17 protein-coding genes are annotated in these 21,209 nt (G+C 74.7%); 5 read left to right on the forward strand and 12 right to left on the reverse strand.

What is annotated here, in order from left to right; all coding sequences use genetic code 11:
• The 8 genes from BM385_RS10260 to BM385_RS10295 all read right to left on the reverse strand — a co-directional run bounded on the left by BM385_RS10260 (position 1) and on the right by BM385_RS10295 (position 9,170).
• The gene (locus BM385_RS10260; protein WP_139275160.1) at positions 1–1,122 is read right to left on the reverse strand and encodes an acyl carrier protein; all 1,122 of its coding nucleotides are present in this window, start codon (positions 1,120–1,122) and stop codon (positions 1–3) included.
• A complete protein-coding gene (locus tag BM385_RS10265) occupies positions 1,119–2,486 on the reverse strand; it encodes a TrpB-like pyridoxal phosphate-dependent enzyme (RefSeq protein WP_093842836.1) in 1,368 nt (455 codons plus the stop codon). The genes BM385_RS10260 and BM385_RS10265 overlap by 4 nt, the downstream gene beginning before the upstream one ends.
• Entirely contained in the window at positions 2,483–2,767 is a 285-nt protein-coding gene (locus BM385_RS10270) for an acyl carrier protein (protein ID WP_019433625.1), read from the reverse strand. Before BM385_RS10270 ends, BM385_RS10265 begins: the two co-directional genes overlap by 4 nt.
• 119 nt (positions 2,768–2,886) lie before the next feature.
• Positions 2,887–4,215, reverse strand: a complete 1,329-nt coding sequence (locus BM385_RS10275; protein ID WP_093842837.1) for a glutamate-5-semialdehyde dehydrogenase — start codon at positions 4,213–4,215, stop codon at positions 2,887–2,889.
• A complete protein-coding gene (locus tag BM385_RS10280) occupies positions 4,209–4,958 on the reverse strand; it encodes an SDR family NAD(P)-dependent oxidoreductase (protein WP_019433623.1) in 750 nt (249 codons plus the stop codon). Before BM385_RS10280 ends, BM385_RS10275 begins: the two co-directional genes overlap by 7 nt.
• Positions 4,955–5,761: a thioesterase domain-containing protein gene (locus tag BM385_RS10285; RefSeq protein ID WP_093842838.1), complete on the reverse strand. Its 807-nt coding sequence runs from the start codon at positions 5,759–5,761 to the stop codon at positions 4,955–4,957. Before BM385_RS10285 ends, BM385_RS10280 begins: the two co-directional genes overlap by 4 nt.
• Positions 5,758–8,913, reverse strand: a complete 3,156-nt coding sequence (locus BM385_RS10290; protein WP_093842839.1) for a non-ribosomal peptide synthetase — start codon at positions 8,911–8,913, stop codon at positions 5,758–5,760. The genes BM385_RS10285 and BM385_RS10290 overlap by 4 nt, the downstream gene beginning before the upstream one ends.
• Positions 8,910–9,170, reverse strand: coding sequence for an acyl carrier protein (locus BM385_RS10295; RefSeq protein WP_019433620.1), 261 nt, complete (start codon positions 9,168–9,170; stop codon positions 8,910–8,912). Before BM385_RS10295 ends, BM385_RS10290 begins: the two co-directional genes overlap by 4 nt.
• 279 nt (positions 9,171–9,449) lie before the next feature.
• Here BM385_RS10295 and BM385_RS10300 point away from each other — a divergent pair, with 279 nt between their 5' ends.
• The 4 genes from BM385_RS10300 (at position 9,450) to BM385_RS10315 (ending at position 16,077) form a co-directional block, all read left to right on the forward strand.
• The gene (locus BM385_RS10300) at positions 9,450–11,954 is read left to right on the forward strand and encodes a condensation domain-containing protein (protein ID WP_175542962.1); all 2,505 of its coding nucleotides are present in this window, start codon (positions 9,450–9,452) and stop codon (positions 11,952–11,954) included.
• A gap of 72 nt (positions 11,955–12,026) precedes the next feature.
• The gene (locus BM385_RS10305; protein WP_093842841.1) at positions 12,027–13,358 is read left to right on the forward strand and encodes an MFS transporter; all 1,332 of its coding nucleotides are present in this window, start codon (positions 12,027–12,029) and stop codon (positions 13,356–13,358) included.
• A gap of 56 nt (positions 13,359–13,414) precedes the next feature.
• Entirely contained in the window at positions 13,415–14,797 is a 1,383-nt protein-coding gene (locus tag BM385_RS10310; protein WP_093842842.1) for a KamA family radical SAM protein, read from the forward strand.
• On the forward strand, positions 14,794–16,077 hold the full coding sequence (locus BM385_RS10315; RefSeq protein ID WP_051131118.1) for a pyridoxal phosphate-dependent aminotransferase: 1,284 nt from the start codon (positions 14,794–14,796) through the stop codon (positions 16,075–16,077). The genes BM385_RS10310 and BM385_RS10315 overlap by 4 nt, the downstream gene beginning before the upstream one ends.
• Positions 16,078–16,139: 62 nt before the next feature.
• Here BM385_RS10315 and BM385_RS10320 read toward each other — a convergent pair whose 3' ends face one another.
• From BM385_RS10320 to BM385_RS10330, 3 genes are read right to left on the reverse strand one after another with little or no spacing between them, the layout of a single operon-like run.
• Entirely contained in the window at positions 16,140–16,880 is a 741-nt protein-coding gene (locus BM385_RS10320; protein WP_026047401.1) for a succinate dehydrogenase/fumarate reductase iron-sulfur subunit, read from the reverse strand.
• Positions 16,881–16,885: 5 nt separating this feature from the next.
• A complete protein-coding gene (locus tag BM385_RS10325) occupies positions 16,886–18,856 on the reverse strand; it encodes a fumarate reductase/succinate dehydrogenase flavoprotein subunit (RefSeq protein ID WP_019433614.1) in 1,971 nt (656 codons plus the stop codon).
• 1 nt (position 18,857) lies between these two features.
• Positions 18,858–19,559 carry a succinate dehydrogenase cytochrome b subunit gene (locus BM385_RS10330; RefSeq protein ID WP_175542963.1) on the reverse strand — a complete coding sequence of 234 codons (702 nt, stop codon included), beginning with the start codon at positions 19,557–19,559 and terminating at the stop codon, positions 18,858–18,860.
• Positions 19,560–19,655: 96 nt separating this feature from the next.
• On the opposite strand from BM385_RS10330, the gene BM385_RS10335 reads away from it, so the two are divergent.
• Positions 19,656–20,546, forward strand: coding sequence for a LysR family transcriptional regulator (locus BM385_RS10335; RefSeq protein ID WP_019433612.1), 891 nt, complete (start codon positions 19,656–19,658; stop codon positions 20,544–20,546).
• A 26-nt stretch (positions 20,547–20,572) separates the two neighbouring features.
• Here BM385_RS10335 and BM385_RS10340 read toward each other — a convergent pair whose 3' ends face one another.
• Complete coding sequence (locus BM385_RS10340) at positions 20,573–21,208, reverse strand: hypothetical protein (protein WP_093842843.1); 636 nt, start codon at positions 21,206–21,208, stop codon at positions 20,573–20,575.
• Between the last annotated feature and the right edge of the window lies 1 nt (position 21,209).

The following is a 21,209-nucleotide window of genomic DNA, read 5'->3' on the forward strand; positions in this document are numbered from 1 at the left end:
TCAGGCACGTCCTCTCGTGGCGGCCAGCCGGCACAGGTCATCAAGGCGGTGCAGGTTCTCCGGCAGCAGATCCTCCGGGTCGAAGGCCGTGCCGAGGTGTTCTTCCAGGCGCTCGACGATCTCGACCACCCGGAACGAGTCGAAGCCGGGCAGCTCGGTCAGATCCCCCGAGCGCAGCACGGTCTCCGGCGCGCAGCCGGTCACCGAGGCGACCACCCGGGCCACCGTCGTGCGCAGCCCGTCGCCGGCCGGCCCGCCCGGCAGCGCGAAGACGGTGCGGTCCGCCGCCAGCACGGCGGCCAGATCGCCCAGCAGCCGCTGCGGCTCCGGCCGGCCGCGCTCCACCCGGCGCAGCGCCAGGAACGTCTGCTCGGCGAGCCGGTCCCAGCGCCGCAGCTGCTCCTCGCTCTGGGCGCCGCACGGCAGCCCGTACCGGGCACGGAACGCGGCGTGCAGCTTGCGGGACCTGGCCAGCAGCCAGGTCTCCACGGTCAGCCGCTCCAGCGCGGTGACCCGGTCGGGGTGGTCCGCGTACGCCGCCAGATAGCCGTCCGCCGGGCCGAGATCGAGGGCGGGCGGCAGATCCGGGACTCCGGCGGAGGCCGGTACGAGGGCGAGGGCGAGCGAGGTCGCGGGCAGCCGGTCCCAGCCGGTGCGCAGCCGCTGCGGCTCGGCGGTGCCCCACGGGGTGCGGTTGTGGTACGCGTCGGTGACCTGGGCGGCGTCCGGCGCGTACTCCACCAGATAGCTGTGCTCCATGCGGCGGCGCCCGTGGTACGGCAGCCACGGCATGTCGTAGGCGTCGGCCAGCACGTACACGGTGCCGTACTCCCGTGCCAGCTCCACCAGCGCGTCCCGGTCCGGCCGGTGGAGCCGGGCCGCCTCGGCCAGCCCGAGCCGCCCGATGCCGGCCAGTTCGGCGGTCAGCGGCGGCTCCACGGTGGGCAGGGCCGCCGGGCCGGGCGACGGGCGGAAGCGCAGCGTGGCGCCCAGGGCGAGATGGGTGCCCGCCCCGTACCCGCGGTCGGCGAGCACGGCCAGGTTGGACTGCACGCAGTCCAGCAACTCGGCCCGCACGGTGGGCAGTACGGCGTCGGCCCCGGGCGGTGTGGTGGTCGTCATCGCGGCCACCCCGCTCCGGCGGGCACCGCGGGGCGGACCGGGGCGAGACCGGAGACGGCGGCCAGCAGCGCCGCGTCCGCCGGGGCCTCGTCCTCCAGCGCGCCCTCCAGCAGCTGTTCGTAGGCGCCCAGGTCGAGATAGCCGTGGCCGCTGACGCACACCAGCACGCCCCGGCGGGCCGACAGCACCGTGTCGCCGTCCGGCGTGCCGGAGGTGGCCAGCCGGGCCGCCGCGGCCAGCGCGTGCCCGGACTCGGGGGCGGGCAGCACCGTCTCGTGCGTCGTCAGCAGCCGCCCGGCGGCCAGCGCGTCCGGCTGGCCGACCGCGGTGGCGGCCAGGTCACCGGTGTGCCGCAGCGCGGAGATCAGCTTGGCCGCGCCGTGGAACCGCAGCCCGGCCGAGTGCGCGTCCGGGATGGGGTAGTCGCTGCCGATGGTGTACATGGCCTCCAGCGGGCCGCTGCCGGTGGCGTCCGTCTTGTCGTACGCGTACACGCCCCGGGTCAGCTTGGGCGCCGTCGCCGACTCGGCCGCCACCAGCAGCGGCGCCGGGGCGCCGCCGGCCCGCGCCTCGGCGTGGAAGGGCAGCGCGATGCCGCCGAAGTTGGAGCCGGCACCGACGCAGCCGACCACCGCGTCCACCTCGGCGCCGAGCGCGGCGAGCTGGCTCCGGGCCTCCATGCCGATCACCGACTGGTGCAGGATGCTGTACGTCTCGCCGCTGCCGATGCAGAACGCCGCGCCCTCGTGGGTGGCCGCGTACTCCACGGCCTCACCGATGGCCAGCGACAGGCTGTTGCCGGTGCCCGTCCGGTGCCGGGCGGCCACCTCGGTCAGCCCGCTGGGGCTGGAGTGCACCCGGGCGCCGAGCATCCGCATCAGCACCCCCCGGTACGGCTTGCGGCGCAGGCTGGAGTCCACCATGAACACCCGGCAGTCCAGCCCGAACAGGGCGCACGCGGCGGCCATCGCCGTCCCCCACTGCCCGGCTCCGGTGCCGGTGACCAGTTCCTTGATCCCGGCCTTCTTGTAGTAGTGGGCCTGGGCGAGGGCGGTGTTGAGCTTGTGGCTGCCGGAGATGTTGCCGCCCTCGTACTTGACGTAGACCGGCACCCGGGCGCCGATGGCCCGCTCGAAGCCGGTCGCGCGCCACAGCGGCGTGGGCCGGTACCGGGCGTACGCGGTGGCCACTTCCGCCGGGATCGGCCAGTACTCGCGCTGCTGCACGCTCTGCCGCACCAGCTCCATGGGGAGGTTGACCTGGACGCCGCCGCGGCCGGTGCCCGGCGGTGTCAGGTCCGGCGGCATGGGGGTGTCGAGATGCGGCAGCACACTGCGCCAGTGGCCGGGGACGGGGGCGCTCACCGGCCGGCCTCCGCCCCGTCGGCGACGACGTCGATCAGGTCGCCGACGGTGTGGAAGGTGCGTCCGACGAACAGGTCGTCCGGCAGCACGACGTCGAGCTCGTCCTCGATCCTCACGAGCATGCCGACGAAGCCCAGCGAGTTGACCCGCAGCAGTTCGCCGACGAGTGGCTCGGACTCGCTGATCCGGGAGGTGGGGACGGACAGCCGGGACTCGGCGATGACGACCCGCTTGACGGCGTCGGCGACCGCGAGCCGGTCGGGGGTGTGGACGGCGGACATGGATTCTCCTCGGACGGTGGTCGTAGCGGGGAAGGTGGTGCCGCGTTCCGTGCTGCTCTACTGCCGTGCTGCCGTGCTGCCGTGCTGCGTGCGGATACCGGGCCGGGGCGGGGGCGGGGTCAGCCGCGCAGCTCTCCGTTCGCCTCCACGACCCAGCCGCTGGTCATCAGCGAGCCGAGCGTCACCGGGCCGCGGACGTGCAGCCGGCCGGTGGCGATGGCCAGTTCGGTGCCCAGGCCGAGCTTGGGCCCGTCGTGCAGGCGCAGGCTGCCGTTGACGATCACCGCGGCGGCGTCCACCGCGCGGGTGAACCCCGCGGCGACGTCCGGGTCGGTGGCGAGTACGCCCTCGGTGTGGCCCGAGCCGTGCCGGCGGATGTGCGCGATCGCCTGCCCGGGCCCGTCGACGGCGAGCACCCCGACCACCGGGTCGAGGAACTCCCGCCCGATGTCGTGCTCGGCCAGCGGCGCGATCCGGTCCGGGTCGCCGCCGGCCGGCGGCGCCACCGACGGGTCGAGCCGTACGGTGAACCTCGCCCCGCGCCGCTCGGCCTGCCGCAGCAGCTCCGCCGTGTACGCGGTGGCCACGGACCGGTCGGCCAGGACCAGCTCCACCGAGGTGCAGCCGGCCGGTTCCGGCAGCTTGCTGTCGAGGGTGACGGTCGCGGCCAGCGGCAGGTCGGCGCTGGCGTGGACGTAGAGGTGATTGACGCCGCCGCCGCTGGCGATCAGCGGAATCCGGCCCGCGTCGCGGCAGTGGGCGATCAGCGACGGGCTGCCGCGCGGGATCAGCACGTCGATGGCGTCCGGGCGTTGCAGCAGCGCCCGCAGCAGGGCCCGTCGCGGGTCGTGCAGCACGGTGACCAGCCCGGTGGGCAGCCCGGCGGCCCGCAGCGCCGCGTGCGCGGTGGCGGCCAGCGCCGCGTCGGTGTCCGCCATCTCCTTGCCGCCGCGCAGCAGGACGGCGTTGCCCGCCAGCACCGGCAGCAGGGCGCCGTCGACGGTGACGGTGGGACGGGCCTCGTACACCATCAGCACCACGCCGAGCGGGCGCGGCACCCGGCGCAGGGTGCCCCAGGCGCCGGCCGGGCGGCCGGTGTCGGCGGCGGTGAGCGCGGCCAGTTCGTGCCCGGCCCGGTCGGCGAGCGCGGTGAGCCGGGGCAGGTGGTCGTCGGTGAGGCGGAGCCGGTCGACGAGGACCGGTGGCATGCCGGCGCGTTCGGCGCGCTCGATGTCGCGCCGGTTGGCGCGGGTGAGGGCGGGCCAGTCGGCGGTGAGCCGGGCGGCCAGTTCCCTCGCGTAACGGTGGTAGGCGTCGGCGCCGATGGGTGGTGCCGCGGCGAACGCCTCCCGGGCGGCGGTCAGCAGGGCGTCGGGCGAGGAGGCGGGGCCGGGACGGGCGTCGGAGCCGGTGGCGGCGGGGGTGCCGGCCGGGGGTGCGGTCACCACATGAACTGCCCTCCGTCGATGATGAGTTTCTGGCCGTTGAGGTAGGAGCCGGCCGGGCCGGTGATGAACTCCAGGGCGTCCGCGATGTCCTCGGGGGTCCCGATGCGCCGGCTGGGGATCTCGTCCAGCGTCGCGGCCAGCCGTTCCGGGTCGTCCAGACGCCAGCGGATGCGCAGCTCGTCGGTGTTGATCATGCCGGGGATCAGGCAGTTCACCCGGATGGCGGGGGCCAGCTCCAGGGCCAGGCACTTGGTGAGCTGGAGCAGCCCGGCCTTGCTGGCGCAGTAGTTCGCGCCGTTGACCCGGGGGCGGATGCCGGTGGTCGCGCCGATGTTGACCACCTGGCCGCCGCCGGCCGCGAGCATTGCCGGGGCGAACGCCCGGGTCAGCCAGAACGGGCCGGACAGGTTGGTGTCCAGCACCCGGCGCCAGTCGCTGTCGCTCAGTTCGAGGAAGGGCCGGTCGGCGTTGAGCCCGGCGTTGTTGACGAGCACGGCCGGCGCGCCGTACCCGTCCAGGATCTCCCGCGCGGTTCCGGCCACCTGGTCCGGGTCGGAGACGTCCATCCGTACGGCGGTGAGCCGGCCGGGGTGTTCCGCCTCGGCCTTCTCGGCGGCGGCGGTGTCCCCGGCGTACGCGGCGACCACCCGGTGGCCGCGCTCGATCAGCCGGCGGCTCAGGGCGAGTCCGATGCCCCGGGTGCCGCCGGTGACGACGGCGAGGGGTGGGGGTGAGTCGGTCATGGGTGCTCCTCGGCAGGGCGGATGGGGGAGGCGGGCGCGGGCCCGGCGGGGCCGGTGTCGCGCAGGAAGTCCGTCACCAGGCCGGTGGTGGTGCGCAGCCGGGGCGGGGTCAGCAGGTCGAAGTGGCCGCAGGGCACGGAGACCGTTCGCAGCCCGGGCGCGACGGTGCGCCAGTGGGCCAGGTGCGCCGCCGCGTCGGGCTCGGCCGCGCAGCTCAGCAGCAGTGCGGGGTGGTCGTAGCCGCCGCGCACGGTGTGCCGGGTGAGCGCCCGCAGATGGGCGTCGGTGGTGCGCACCACCAGTTCGGTGTCGTGGCCGGTGGTCCCGGCCGAGTCGATGACGCGCTCGCGCAGGGCGGCGCGGTCGCGCCCGTCCCGGCCGTCGTGGGCCGGCGGCAGGGCCGGGCTGTCCAGCATCACCACCCGGGGCCGCTCCCCCCGGGCGGCGAGCCGCCCGGCGAGTTCCCAGGCCAGGAGGCCGCCGAGCGACCAGCCGAGCAGCAGCCCGACCGGGGACTCCAGCCGGTCGATCAGCCGCAGATAGCGCGCGGTCATGCCGGGTACCGAGTCGTCGGGTTCCTCGCCGGGCAGCAGCCCGGGGGCGCGGATGCCGCTGACCGGTCCGTACCGGGCGAGGGCCGCCGCGAGCCCCAGGTACGGGCCCAGGCCGCCGCCCGCCGGGTGCAGCACCACGGTGCGCAGCGGTCCGGCGGAGCGGGAGATGGGGATCAGCAGCCCGGCGTCGGCGGCCGGGGCGGCGGGCGGCGCGGTGGTCCCGGCCGGTGCCGGGGACGCGGCGGTCACCGGCCGGCCTCGATCAGTGCGGCCAGCGCGCGGACGGTGGGGGTGCGGAAGAAGTCCAGCAGCGGGACGTGGGCGCCGTACCGTTCCTCGATCGTGGTCATGGCGACCAGCACGTTCAGCGAGTGGGCGCCGCACTCCAGCAGCGACCGCTCGGCCGACAGGTCGGTGCGTCCCAGCACCCCGGACCACAGCTCCAGCAGTTCGGCCTCCAGCGGCCCGCCGGCCGCCGTCGCCTCCGGCGCGGGGCGCTCCTGGCGGGCGATGAGCGTGTCGGCCAGGGCGAGCAGCGCGGGTCGGTCGTACTTGCCGTTGCCGGTGGTCGGCACCGCGTCGACCGTCAGTACCCGGCCGGGCACCATGGGCGCCGGCAGCAGTCCGGACAGCAGCGCGGTCACCTCCCCGGCGGACGGCGCGGCGCCGGCGGCGGGGCGTACGAACAGCAGCAGCTCCCGCCCGGCGCCGGTGCCGCGCACGGCGGCGACCGCCTCCCGTACCGCGTCGTGGGTCAGGGCGGCCGACTCGACCTCGCCCAGCTCCACCCGGTGGCCGCGGATCTTGACCTGGTCGTCGTCGCGGCCCAGGAAGACGAAGGTGCCCCGGTCGTCCCGCAGCACCTGGTCCCCGGTGCGGTAGCGGCGGGCGCCCGGTGGGCCGTACGGGTCGGGGACGAACCGTTCGTCGGTGCGCTCGGGGTCGTTGATGTAGCCGTCGGCCGGGCACCGGCCGCCGAGCAGCAGCTCACCGGCGACGCCCGGCGGGGCCAGCCGGCCGGAGGCGTCGACGAGCTGGGCGGTGACCCCGTGGACCGGGCGGCCGATGGGGACATGGGCGGGCCAGCCGCCGTCCCGGCCGGTGAGCCGGTGGGTGGTGACGGCGTGGGTCTCGGTCGGGCCGTACAGGTTGACCAGCGTCAGCCACGGGCGTTCGGCGAAGAACTCCTCGATCTCCCGGTCCGCCACCAGCTGTTCGCCCGAGACGCACACGTGGCTGACCCCTTCCAGGGCCGCGCCGGCGGCGCGGGCCGCCTGGACGAACGGGCGCAGCGCGGCGACCGGCAGATACACATGGGTCACGGCGGAGTCGGTGATCCGGCGCACCACGGCCGGGAAGTCCCGGCGGTCGGCCGGTGCGCGGGAGACCACGGTGCCGCCGGCCAGCAGGGTGGGCACGATCTCCTGGAACGAGACGTCGAAGCCGAGCGGCGCGTACTGGAGGAAGCGGGTCCGCTCGTCCATGTCCAGCGCGGCGAGCTGCCAGCCGGTGAGGTTGAGCAGCGGGCCCTCGCTCATGGCGACGCCCTTGGGGCGGCCGGTGGAGCCCGAGGTGAACATGATGTACCCGCCCGGTTCCGCCGGGCCCTCCCGCCCCGGTGCCGGGGCGCCGCCGGCCGCGGCCTCGGCCGGGCCGAGCACGGTGGCGCCGGGCACGCTGCCCTCGCCCACCACCAGCCGGCACCCCGCCTTCTCCGTCATGTAGGCCAGCCGGTCGGCGGGCAGCGACAGGTCCAGCGGCAGATAGCGGCTGCCGAGACGCAGCACGGCGAGGGTGGTGACCACGGTGTCGGTGAGGGCGGAGGTGGTCAGCCCCACCACCGTCCCGGGGCCGGCGCCGCGCCGGGCGAGGCCGTCGGCGAGCGCCCCGGCCGCCGCGTCCAGCTCCCGGTAGGTCAGCCGCCGCCCCGGCTCCTCCACCGCCACCCGGCCGGGATGGCGGGCCGCCGTGCGGCGGAACCAGCCGTCGAGCGTGCCGGCCGGCGGCCCGGTGGCGAAACCGTCGGTCTCCGGGAGCGCGGAGCCGTCCCGGAACAGCCCGGTCAGCGGCACCGCCGGATCGCCGGCCGCGGCCTCCACCGCGCCGGCCAGCGAGGCGAGTACGCCCTCGGCCACCGGGTCCGGCAGCAGTTCGGGATCGTGCTCGACCTCCAGCAGCCAGCCGCCCGCGGTGGGCGTCACCCCCAGCCACAGGTCGAACTTCGCGGTGCCGGTGCCGTGTTCGCGCAGCGTCAGCACGGCGCCGCCCGGCTCCACCTCGGTGGAGTCCTGCATGGCCAGCATCGCCGCGAAGAGCGGATTGCGGTTGCCGATCCGGTCCGGTGCGGCGTGCTGCACGATGCGGCTGAAGGGCACCGCGGCCCGCTCCTTGACGGACTGGACCTCCGGGGCCACCCGCCGTGCCACCCAGTCAGCGAAGCCCGCCTCCCAGTCGATGTCCACCACCACCGGCAGGGTGTGCACGAAGAACCCGCACAGGCCGTACGAGCCGATGGTGCGCCGGGCCAGCAGCGGCGTGCCGAAGGTCACCGTGGCGTTGCCGCTGTGCCGGGCGAGCACGGCCGCGTGCAGGGCCGAGAAGAAGACGAACGGGGTCACCGACAGCCGCGCGCAGGCCCGGTCCACGGCAGCCGACAGCTCCGGGGACAGCGGCAGTTCGCGGCGCCGGCCGGTGAAGGCGGTCTCGGTGGGCCGGCCGGGACGCGGATACAGCACGGTGGCCGGGACGGAGCGCAGCCGCTCGCCGAGCGCCACGGCCGCCGCTTCCACCGCCGGGTCGGCGGCGGCGTCCCGCTGGGCGGTCAGTTCCCGGTGCAGGGCCCGCTCCCGGGCCGGGCGCAGGGCGACGACGTCCAGCCGCCCGGCCAGCGCGCTCTCCAGGTCCTTGACCAGGGGCCGCAGCGAGAAGCCGTCGAACACCGTGTGGTGCACCACGAGCAGCAGCGCCGCACGGTCCCCGGCCGCCGCCCGGACATGCACCGCGCGCAGCAGCGGCGGAGCGGCGAAGTCGAAGACGACGGTGGACAGTTCGGCCACCAGCTCGCCCAGCCGCCGGGCGTGGCCACCGCTCGCCGTCACCTCGGTGCGCAGCGGTACGGCGGCGGGCGGCGGCGGGTCGGCGAGGGTCGCGTGCGGCTGCGGGGCGGCGTGCAGCGCCGTCCGCAGGGCCGGCTGGACGGCGATGACCGCGGCCAGCGCCCGGCGCACCTCCTCATCGGTACGGGCCGGATCGAGGCCGATCTCGGCCACCACGTTGTAGAGATGGGGCACCGGGACCGTGCGGTGCACCATGAGCAGCCCCAGCTGGGTCTCGGTCAGCGGGGCAAGCCACGGGGCGTCCGTGCCGGGGGCCGGCCCGGACGGACGGACGGTGGTGGTCATCCGGGCTCACCCCCGCCGGCCAGGGCGCGCAGCCACTGCCGCAGCTCGCCCACGGTGCGCAGCTGGGCCAGCGCCCCGGCGTCGATCTCCTGATCGGTGTCGGGCGCGCATTCCACCGCCATGCTCACCAGCGTCAGCGAATCCAGACCGACTTCCGCCAGCCGGGAATTCTCGGTGAAAGGAACCCGCACCGCGGCATCGATCATTCTGCTCGCGATATCGCTTCCGGTCGCGTCGTCCACGGCCTCGTCGATCAAAGTCACTCCCTGGGAGCCGCCGCCTGTGGTCACAACGCGGATAATGTTCGGGCGGCGCTTCCGGTACTGTCAACGACGCCTTGGAAGAGGCCATAGAGAATGTGTATAAGGGCATCGCGGACCGGCTTTTCCGGGGTCCCATAGAAAACCTCTATGGGCTCATCGGGAATTCCCGGGGCGGTGGTTGCGATTCGGCAATTCCTCGGTCAGTCTGTCCTGGACTTCACAGCGCCCGCCGTTTCCAGGCGGCGGCGGACAGCGGCAGAGGGGATGTCAGACATGGCCGGCGCACCGCTCGAACTCCCCAGCAGCCCGGGGCAGGAAGCCCTGTGGTGGGTGCAGCACCGCTCCGCCCGCAAGGACATGTACAACCTGACCTGGCGGCTGCGGCCCGCGGCCCCGCTCGACGGCGCCGTCCTGCGCCGCGCCTGGGCCCTGGTGGTGGAGCGGCACGAAGCGCTGCGCACCGCGCTGGTGCCCCGCGACGGAGCCATCGCCCAGCGCGTCCACGCCACCGTCCCGGCGGACGTCCAGGAGGTCCGCTGGCACCGCGCTCCGGCCGGCGGCCCCGAGCCGCTGCTGGCCCACCTCGCCGCCCAGCTGCACGCCGAACCCTTCGACCTGGCGAGCGCGCCGCTGGCCCGGCTCACCCTGGCCGAGGCGGGCGGCGTCCAGGAGTTACAGGTGACGGTGCATCACGCGATCCTGGACGGCTGGGCCCTGCACCTCGTACTGGCCGACCTGGACCGCGCGATCACCGGCCTCACCACCGCCGCGCGCGAGGGCACCGACCCGGCCGCCGTCACCGCGGGGCAGATCTTCCCCGACCCGCCGGTGACCTCCCGGGCTTTCACCGAACACGCCCGCCGGCCCGCCCCGCCCGCCGGCCTCGACCACTGGCGCACCCGGCTGCGGCACGCGCGCGCCGTCGCACTCCACCCCGACACCCCCGGGCACGCGGGGACGGGCGCGGACGGCGCCGTCCTGCGGCACCGGCTGTCCGAGGCGGCGGCCACGGCCGCCGCCGAGGTCGCCCGCCGCATCGGCTCCACGCTGTTCGCCGTGCAGATCGCCGCCGTCCGCTGCGTCCTGGCGGCCGGCGGCGCCCGGGGACGTACCGCGCTCGGGGTCGTCGTCGCCAACCGGATGACCGCCCGGGACCAGGAGGCGGTCGGCTACCTCGCGCACAACGTGCTGTTCGCCGACACCGTCGAGGAGAGCGACACCCTCGACACGGTGGCCGCCCGTGCCCGCGACGCGCTGTGGGAGAGCCTGCCGCACCAGGGCGTCGGCCACCACACGGTGTTCGACGCGCTGCCGGCCGACGACGCCGCCCGGCTCGGCGCGATGCCACCGGTCCTGCTCACCCATCACGGCCTCATCGGCAGCGGACTGCGGCTCGGCGGCCACCCCGCCCGGCTGCTCCCCAGCCCCAGCAGCAGCGCCCGCTGCCAGCTGGTCATCGGGCTCCTGGAGGAAGCCGGCGGCACCGTCGTGGAGATCGAGTACGCCGCCGGCCGGCTGACCGAGGCCACCGTGCGGGACTTCCTGGCCGACCTGGAGGACCTGCTCCGCCGGGCCGCCCGCCCGGACACCGCCGTCCGCTCGCTACCGGTGCGCTCGCGCGCCGTCACCGGCCCGGCCGCCGTCGAAGCCGCGGGGCAGGCCGCCGTGGCGGCGCCCGGGGCCGGGGAGCGGGCCCGGGCGGCGGGGGCGGACGCCGCTCTCCTGGAGATCTGGAGCACGCTGCTCGGCCGGCCGGTACGTCCCGGCGACGACTTCTTCCAGCTCGGCGGCCACTCCCTCCAGGTGCTCAGCCTCGTCGGCACCGTCGAGGAGCGCACCGGCCGGCAACTGGAGGTGACCGAGTGGCTCGACCACCCCACCCCGGCCCGGATGGCGGAACTGCTCGGCATCGGCACCCCGCCCGCACCCGTACCCGCCCCCGCGGACCTCCGAAGACCGGCCCCCGCACCCGGCCCGGACACCCCGCGCCGCACCGGTGTCGCCGTCCTGCGCGAGGGCACGCCAGGTGGCCGCCATCTGCACCTGCTGCACGGCGCCGGCACCGGGCGGCTGGCCTACCGCGAGCTGGCCGCCGCGCTCCCCGCCGACTGGCGGGTCACCGTCCAGGAGGACGACGGCGACCCCGCCCCCACCACCGTGGACGCCCTCGCCGACCGGTACGCCCGCGACCTCGCCGCCGCGGCCGGCGGCCCGCTGCCCGACGTGCTCGGCGGCTGGTCCATGGGCGGGCTGCTCGCGCACGCCGTGGCCGTCCGCCTGGAGCGGGCCGCCCGGACCTGCCCGCCGCTGCTGCTGCTCGACCCGCCCGCACCCGACGCCGTACACGCCGCGCGCCCCGCCGACTTCGTGTCCTTCACCGACGCCGTGCTGGCCGGCGCGGGGGAGCGTGCCGGGGCGCTGCGGCCCGACCTGCTCACCCCCGGCGCGCCGCCCGAGCGCGAGGCCCGGCTGGTCACCGCGCTGCTGCGCGCCGCCGGGGAGGACGCCCGGGCCGACGCGCTCGCCGCCCGCGCCGCGCTGCACCGCCGGCACACCGCCGCGATGGCCGGACACCTGCCCGCGGGGCCGGTCGCCGCCCCCGCGCTGCTGGTGACCGCCGAGGGGAGCGAGGAGGAGGTACGGCAGTGGGCCGGCCGGTTCACCGCCGCGCCGCGCGTCGTACGGCTGCCCGCCGACCACCACGGCCTGCTGCGCGGGGCCGCCGCCACCGAGATCGCCCGGCTCACCACGGGAGTGCTGACGGCCGTGGCCGGCTGACGCCGTACCGGCACCCAGCGGCACCCCGGACCACCGGCACCGACACCACGTCACGGACGAAGAGAATCAGGTATGGAACCCACCAAGGCACCACGGTCGACCCCGGACCCCACCCCCGCCGCGGCCACCGCCCCGGCCCCCGAACAGGCCCCCGAACCGGCCGGCAGCGGGCTCGACCGCCGCACCAGCGACCGCAACACCACGGTCCTGGTGTCCTTCACCGCCGTCACCAACCTCGCCGACGGCGTCACCAAGATGGTGCTGCCGCTGATGGCGACCCGGGTGACCGAGTCCCCGGCCCTGGTCTCCGGGGTGTCCCTGTGCCTGACCCTGCCCTGGCTGCTCATCGCGCTCCATGTCGGGGTGCTGGTGGACCGGTTCGACCGGCGCCGGCTGCTGTGGGTCGCCAACGTCATGCGGCTGGTGGCCATCGGCGCGCTGCTGGCCTCGATCAGCGGTGACTCCGCCGGCCTGCCCGTGCTCTACGCGGGCGGTCTGCTGCTGGGCGTCGCCGAGGTCATCGCGCTCACCTCGGCCGCCGCCCTCGTGCCCTCGGTGGTGATCCCCGAGGGCCGCACCCGGGCCAACGCGTGGGTGGCGGGCGCGGAAACCGTCTGCAACGAGTTCTGCGGACCCTTCGTCGGTGGCCTGCTGATGGCTGCCGGCGCGGCCGTCGCGCTGGGCAGCACCGGCGTCGCGTACGTCCTGGCCATGATCGTGCTGGCCTTCCTCGCCGGACGGATGACACCCGGAACGACCCCGGGCCGCCCCGTCGGCACCGTCAACCAGCGGATCGCCGAAGGGCTCAAGGTGCTGTGGCGGCACCGGCTGCTGCGGGTGATGGCCTTCTCCCTCACCGTCCTGGCCTCCTGCTGGGGCGCCTGGCTCGCCCTGATGCCGCTGGTGGCCACCTCGCTGCTGGACCTGAGCGAACGGCAGTACGGCGTCGTGCTCAGCGCCCTGGGTGTCGGCGGACTGGTCGGGGCGCTCACCGTCGGCCTGGTCAACCGGGTGCTCGGCCGGCGCGGCGCGATGTTCGCCGATCTGCTCGGCACCGCCGCCATGGTCGCCGCGCCCGCCCTCAGCTCCAACATGTGGGTGGTGGCCGGCGGCGCCTTCGCCGGCGGCATGGGCGGCATCCTGTGGACCGTCAACTCCCGCACCATCAGCCAGCAACTCGTCGACATCGGCATGATGGGCCGCTACAACGCCGCCGCCCGGCTCTTCAGCTGGGGCGCGATGCCGCTGGGGGCGGGGCTCGGCGGGCTGCTCGCGGAATGGTTCGGGCTGCGCACGGCCTTTCTGGTGTTCACCGTCGCCGCGCTGCTGCTGATCGTGCCCTTCCTGCGCATGGTCACTCCCGCAGCGCTCGCCGAAGTACCTGACCCGGGCAGCCGCCCCTGAGAAAGGCGGCCCGCCTTTTCGCCCAGGCCCCCGCGGCCGAATCGGAGGATACGCACATGACCCTGCTCATGCCGGATTCCATGGCCACGACGCGATTCCGCGCCTACGGGCCGCGGCAGATCGATCAGATAGCGGACCGTTTCGGACTCGCTCCGGAAGACGCCGAAACGGTACGGCTGATATCCCGGGTGCTGCCGTTCCGGGTCAATGAATACGTCCTGTCCGAACTGGTCGACTGGGACCGGGCCCCCGACGATCCGATGTTCCGGATGCTGTTCCCGCAGCGCGGCATGCTGCACGAGGAGGACGAGCGGCTGCTGTCCGCCGCGGTCGCCGGCGGCGACCGGCAGATGATCGCGGCGGCGGTGAAGGAGATCAGGGGCCGGCTCAACCCGCACCCCTCCGGGCAGACCCAGTTGAACGTCCCCCGGCTGGACGGCGCCGAGGTGCCGGGGCTTCAGCACAAGTACCGCGAGACCGTGCTGCACTTCCCCGGCCAGGGCCAGACCTGCCACTCGTACTGCACCTACTGCTTCCGCTGGGCGCAGTTCGTCGGCGACGCCGATCTGCGGTTCGCCGCCCCGGGCCCCGAGGGCCTGGTCCGCTACCTCGGGGCGCACCCGGAGGTGCACGACGTCCTGATCACCGGCGGCGATCCGCTCATCATGTCCACCGACCGGCTGCTGCGGCACATCGAGCCGCTGCTGGAGATCCCCACCGTGCGCACGGTGCGGATCGGCACCAAGTCGGTGGCGTACTGGCCGCAGCGGTTCCTCACCGACCCGGACGCCGACGACCTGCTGCGGCTCTTCGAACGCATCGTCGCCTCCGGGCGGAACCTGGCGGTGATGGCCCACTTCACCCACCCCAGGGAACTGGGCACCGACCGCACCCGCCGGGCGCTGGCCAGGATCCGGTCAACCGGGGCGCTGATCTACTGCCAGGCGCCGCTGATCGCGCATGTCAACGACGACGCGCCGACCTGGAGCGCGCTGTGGCAGGCCGAACTGGCGGCCGGGGCCGTGCCGTACTACATGTTCGTCGAGCGGGACACCGGTCCGCAGGAGTACTTCAAGGTGCCGCTGGCCACGGCGGCCGAGCTGTTCCGGGCCGCCTACCGCACCCTGCCGGGGCTGGCGCGGACGGTGCGGGGGCCGGTGATGTCGGCGACGCCCGGCAAGGTGGTGGTGGACGGGGTGGAGACCACGCCGCAGGGCCGGTTCTTCCAGCTGCGGATGCTCCAGGCCCGCGACCCGGCGCTGGTCGGCCGGCCGTTCAGGGCTCGGTACTCCACCTCCGCCGCCTGGCTGGACGACCTGGACCTGGCCCCGGACGCCCCCGCCGACATCGCCGCGGCCGTCAGGGGCACGGCGCGTCCTGTGCACCGGGAGCCGCCCGCCGCCGTCGCGCTCTCCGGCCACGGGGGGTACATGTCATGAGCACATCAGTCGCCCCGGCCGGGACCCGGTGGCGGATGTCGCCCAACCTGGAACTGAACCAGCGCGTCGCCGAACGCCGCGCCGCCGGCGAGCACATCATCCACCTCGGCTTCGGCGAATCCCGCCTCCCCGTCTTCGGACCACTCGCCGACCGGCTGCGCGCCGGCACCGACCGCAACGCCTACGGCCCCGTCCAGGGCGACCCGGGCGCACGGGCCGCCGCGGCCGGCTACTTCACCCGCCGCCGGCTCCCCACAGAACCCGCGCAGATCGTCCTCGCCCCCGGCAGCAAACCCCTGCTGATGGCGCTGAACCTCGTCCTCCCCGGCGACGTCCTGCTGCCCCGCCCCGCCTGGAACACCTACGCCCCCCAGGCCGCCCTCGCCGGAAAACGCGCCCTGTCCGTCCCCATCCCCGAGGCGTGCGGCGGCGTCCCCGACCCCGCCGCGCTGCGCGCCGCCCTCACCACCGCCCGCCGCGACGGCGCCGACCCCCGCACCCTCGTCCTCACCCTCCCCGACAACCCCACCGGCACCCTCGCCGGACCGGAGTTGATCCGCGAGATCTGCGCCATCGCCGAGGAGGAGAACCTCACCCTCGTCTCCGACGAGATCTACCGCGACGTCCTGCACGACCCGGCCACCCCCTTCCTCAGCCCCGCCGAGGTCGCCCCGGATCGCACCGTCGTCACCAGCGGGCTCTCCAAGAGCCTGGCGCTGGGCGGCTGGCGGGTCGGCGTCGCCCGCTTCCCCGGCACCGCCCGGGGCGACGCCCTGCGCGACGGCGTGCTGTCGGTGGCCAGCGAGGTGTGGTCCACCCTGGCAGGACCCATGCAGAACGTCGCCGCCTACGCCTTCGCCGAGCCGCCCGAACTCCGCGCCCATCTCGACCGCAGCGCCCGGCTGCACGGTGCCGTGGCCCGGGCCGTGCACCGGATCTTCACCGCCGCCGGCGCCCGCTGCCGGCCGCCCACCGGCGCGTTCTACGTGTACCCGGACTTCGCGCCGCGCCGCGCCGAATTCGCCGCCCTGGGCGCCACCGGCTCCGCCGCGCTGCGCGACCTGCTGCTGGACCGCGCGGGCCTGGCCGTACTCGCCGGACATCTGCTCGGCGACGACCCCGGCGCGCTGCGCTTCAAGGTCGCCACCAGCATGCTCTACGGAGACACCACCGAAGAGCAGTGGCAGGCGCTGGCGGCGGACGACCCGCTCACGGTGCCGCATGTCGCCGCGGCCCTGGCGGACATCGAGACCGGCCTGGCCGCGGTCACCGCCGGCTGACCGGACCGGGACGGAGGCAGGAGGCACCGGCGCCCCGGGGGAGCGGGGCGCCGGTGACCGCCTCAGCGTTTGCGCACCGCGCGCAGGTACTCCCGGTTCATCGCCGTGATCGAGGTCAGCGGGATGCCCTTGGGGCAGGCCGTCGCGCACTCGCCGGTGTTGGTGCAGCCGCCGAAGCCCTCGGCGTCCATCGTGCCCACCATGTCCAGGACCCGGCTCTCACGCTCCGGCGCGCCCTGCGGCAGCACATTGAGGTGCACCACCTTCGCCGAGGTGAACAGCATCGCCGAACCGTTGGGGCAGGCCGCCACGCACGCCCCGCAGCCGATGCACTCCGCGTGCTCGAACGCCGTGTCCGCGTCCGGCTTGGGCACCGCCGTCGCGTGCGCCTCCGGCGCGCTGCCGGTCGGGGCCGTGATGTAGCCGCCAGAGCCGATGATCCGGTCGAACGCGGACCGGTCCACCACCAGGTCCTTCACCACCGGGAAGGCCGCCGCCCGCCACGGCTCGATGTCGATCGTGTCGCCGTCGGAGAAGTGCCGCATGTGCAGCTGGCAGGTGGTGGTGCGCTCCGGGCCGTGCGCCGCGCCGTTGATGACCATCCCGCAGGCACCGCAGATGCCCTCCCGGCAGTCGTGGTCGAACGCCACCGGCTCCTCGTCCGCCAGGATCAGCTCCTCGTTGAGGGTGTCCAGCATCTCCAGGAACGACATGTCCGGCGAGATCCCCGACACCTGGTACGTCGTCAGCCGCCCCTCGGCGTCCGGGCCCGCCTGGCGCCAGATGCGCAGGGTCAGATTCATCGTGGTCATGCGTAGCTCCGCTGGGTGGGGTGGACGTACTCGAAGGTCAGCTCCTCGCGGTGCAGCACCGGCGGCGCGCCCGTCCCCCGGAACTCCCAGGCCGCCGCGTACGAGAACTCCTCGTCCCGGCGCGCCGCCTCGCCGTCCGGGGTGCGCGACTCCTCGCGGAAGTGGCCGCCGCAGGACTCGGAGCGGTGCAGCGCGTCCAGGCACATCAGCTCGGCCAGCTCCAGATAGTCCGCGATGCGGTTCGCCTTCTCCAGCGACTGGTTCAGCTCCTGCCCGGAACCGGTGACCTTGATCCGCTGCCAGAACTCCGCCCGCAGCGCCGGGATCCGGGCCAGCGCCTCGCGCAGCCCCTCCTCGGTGCGGGACATCCCGCAGTGGTCCCACAGCAGGGTGCCCAGCTCCCGGTGGAAGGAGTCGGGGGTGCGGTCGCCGTTGTTGGACACCAGCCGGTAGAGGCGGTCGCTGACCTCGAACACCGCCTCGGAGACGGCCGGATGGTCGGCGGGCACCTCCGCGAGGCCCGTATTGCGCGCCAGATAGTCGGCGAGGGTCGCGGGCAGGATGAAGTACCCGTCCGCCAGGCCCTGCATCAGGGCGGAGGCGCCCAGCCGGTTGGCGCCGTGGTCGGAGAAGTTGGCCTCACCGATCGCGAACAGCCCCGGCACGGTGGTCTGGAGGTCGTAGTCCACCCACAGCCCGCCCATGGTGTAGTGGATCGCCGGGTAGATCCGCATCGGGACCTCGTACGGGTTCTCGGCGGTGATCCGCTCGTACATCTCGAAGAGGTTGCCGTAGCGCGCCTCGACCGCGTCCCGGCCGAGACGGGCGATGGCGTCGGCGAAGTCCAGGTACACGCCCTGCCCGCCCGGGCCCACCCCGCGGCCCTCGTCGCAGACGTTCTTCGCGGCGCGCGAGGCGATGTCGCGGGGCACCAGGTTGCCGAACGAGGGGTACTGGCGCTCCAGGTAGTAGTCCCGCTCGTCCTCGGGGATCTCGGCCGGCGGCCGGGAGTCCCCGGCCCGCTTCGGCACCCAGATGCGGCCGTCGTTGCGCAGCGACTCGCTCATCAGGGTCAGCTTCGACTGGTGCTCGCCCGAGCGCGGGATGCAGGTGGGGTGGATCTGGGTGAAGCAGGGGTTGGCGAAGTACGCGCCGCGCCGGTGCGCCCGCCAGATGGCGGTCGCGTTGGAGTTCTTGGCGTTGGTGGAGAGGTAGAAGACATTGCCGTAGCCGCCGGAGGCCAGCACCACCGCGTCCGCGAGATAGGTGTCGATCCGTCCGGTGAGCAGATCGCGGGCCACGATGCCGCGGGCCCGGCCGTCGATCACGATCAGGTCCAGCATCTCGGTGCGGGCGTGCATCGTGATGTTGCCCGCGTCGATCTGCCGGGACAGCGCCTGGTAGGCGCCGAGCAGCAGTTGCTGCCCGGTCTGGCCGCGGGCGTAGAAGGTACGGGAGACCTGCACGCCGCCGAACGAGCGGGTGTCCAGCAGCCCGCCGTACTCGCGGGCGAACGGCACGCCCTGGGCGACGCACTGGTCGATGATCTCCACCGACACCTGGGCGAGCCGGTGCACATTGGACTCGCGGGCCCGGAAGTCGCCGCCCTTGACGGTGTCGTAGAACAGCCGGTGGATGGAGTCGCCGTCGTTGCGGTAGTTCTTGGCGGCGTTGATGCCGCCCTGCGCGGCGATGGAGTGGGCACGGCGCGGCGAGTCCTGGTAGCAGAACTGCTCGACGTGGTACCCGGCCTCGGCGAGGGTGGCGCCGGCCGCGCCGCCGGCCAGGCCGGTGCCGACGACGATCACGGTGTGTTTGCGGCGGTTGGCCGGGTTGACCAGCTTGGCTTCGAAGCGGCGGCGGTCCCAGCGTTCGGCGATCGGCCCGCCGGGGGCCGCGGTGTCGCGCAGCGGGGCCTCGGCGGTGGTGTAGTCGCGGTAGCCGGTGGGCTCGGTGAAGGAGGACATATCAGCTCACGATTCCGGTCATGACGGCGACGGGGACGGACACGAAGCCGGCGGTCAGCACGAGCGCCACGGTGGTGGCGGTGGCGCGCAGCGCGCGGTCGCGGGTGCGGCTGCCAAGACCGAGGGTCTGGACGGCGCTCCACAGGCCGTGCCGGATGTGCAGGCCGAGGGCCACCAGCGCCACGATGTAGATGACGTTGCCGTACCAGGTGCTGAAGGTGGCGACGACGTTCTCGTACGCCTCGCCGTGCACGCCGTGCGGGTTCACGGTGCCGGTGGTCAGGTCCAGGATGTGCCAGACGATGAACAGCCCCAGGATCACCCCGCCCCAGCGCATGGTGCGGGTGGCGTAGCTGGTACGGCGCCGGGTGTGCGCGTACTTCACCGGGCGGGCCGCCAGGTCGAGCCGGCTCAGCTGGTAGGCGGCCACGCCGTGCGCGACCACGGCGGCCAGCAGGCCGACGCGGGCGATCCAGATGAACCACTCGTGCTTGAGGAACGGCTCGCCGATGGTGCGCAGCCACTGGGCATACGCGTTCATCTCGTCCGGGCCGAAGAAGACCTTCAGATTCCCGAGCATGTGGGTGATCAGATAGAGGAGCATGATCAGCCCGGAGACGGCCATCACGGTCTTCTTGCCGATGGTGGACCGCCAGATGAGGGCGGGGATGCTGCGGCTGCCTGCCCGCGTCGCCAGAGCCATGACACCCGACCGTAGGGAGCCGGGCCGCGATCCGTCCAAGACATGGAACAGCTGATCTCGATAGCCTGGGGCTATCGTCCCGGGTAGGGTGCGGTCATGCAGCTCCAGCAGCTCCGGTATTTCACCGCCGTCGCCGAGACCCGGCACTTCACCCGGGCCGCCGAGCGCGAGCACGTCTCCCAGCCCTCGCTCTCCCAGCAGATCAAGGCGCTGGAGCGGGAGCTGGGCGCCGAGCTGTTCCACCGGGCGCGCGGCCACATCGGGCTCACCGACGCCGGCGCCGCGCTGCTCCCGCTGGCCCGGCGGATCCTGGCGGACACCGAGACCGCCCGCCGCGAGGTGCAGGAGGTGGCCCAGCTGCGGCGCGGCCGGGTCCGGCTCGGCGCCACCCCGAGCCTGTGCGCCTCCCTGGTCCCGGATGTGCTGCGCACCTTCAAGGACCGCTACCCGGGCGTCGACCTGCTCGTGCACGAGGGCGGCTCGCGGGACCTGGTACGGCTGCTGGCGTCCGGCGAACTCGACCTGGCGCTGGTGATCACCCCGCTCCAGGCGGACGCCCCGGCGCTGGTCACCGGCGAGCTGCTGCGCGAGGAACTGGTGCTGATCTCCCCGCCCGGCGGCCCCTCACCGGTCCGGGGACGGCGGGCGGCGCGGGTGGCGGATCTGCGCGAGGTGCCGCTGGTGATGTTCCGGCGCGGCTACGACCTGCGGGAGCTGACGGTGGCGGCCTGCCAGCAGGCCGGGTTCGAGCCGGTCTTCAGCGTGGAGGGCGGGGAGATGGACGCGGTGCTCGGCTTCGTGCGGGCCGGGCTCGGGGTGGCGGTGGTGCCGAGCATGGTGGCCGCCCGCTCCGGGCTGCCGACGACGCCGTTCGCGGCGCCGGGGCTGCACCGTACGGTCTCGGTGGCGCACCGCGGCGATGTCTCCCCGCCCCGGGCGGCCCGGGAGCTGGAGCGGATCCTGATGACGCACCGGGGCGGGCTGTAGGCCCACGCCCCGGCGCCGGGCCCCGGTCAGCGGACGGCGGCGCTGTCCTCGGGCTCCCCGGTGTCCGCTCCGGCCGCCGCCCTGGCCGCGAAGCGGTGCTCCACACCGAGCGCCGCCAGCGCGAGCAGCCCGCCCACCAGCAGGGCCAGCGGCAGCAGCATCCACACGAAGACCAGGCACATCGCCGCCGCCAGGACCAGCAGCAGGGAACCGGAGAGATCGTCCCGGATGTCGGTGAACGCCGCACGCACCGCCGTACCGAGGTGGGTGCCCGGGTGCCAGCGGGCCGCGATCCGCAGCAGCAGCACCGCGAGCGCGCCGCCGTGCACCAGCGACAGGGCGTAGACAGCGGGACCGCCCGGCAGCAGGCCGGTCTCGGCCAGCGACAGATTCCACAGCAGCAGCAGGACGGCGAACGGAAAGGCCAGCGCCAGCGGCCACAGGGTGCGCCAGGCGGCGGTGAAGTCGGCCCACGCGTCCGCCAGCCGCACGCTGTCGCCGGTCAGCTGGCGCCGCAGGTGCGCCGTGCCGGCCACCAGCGCCGGCACGGCGGTGACCAGCGGCGCGGCCAGCACGGCCACCAGGACCCCGGTGATCACCACCTCGCCGAACAGGGTCAGCCCCGCCCGGATCCCGCCGCCCTCGCCGGTCCTGCTCGCCATG

The sequence above is a fragment of the Streptomyces harbinensis genome, assembly GCF_900116145.1.
Taxonomy (GTDB): domain Bacteria; phylum Actinomycetota; class Actinomycetes; order Streptomycetales; family Streptomycetaceae; genus Streptomyces; species Streptomyces carpaticus.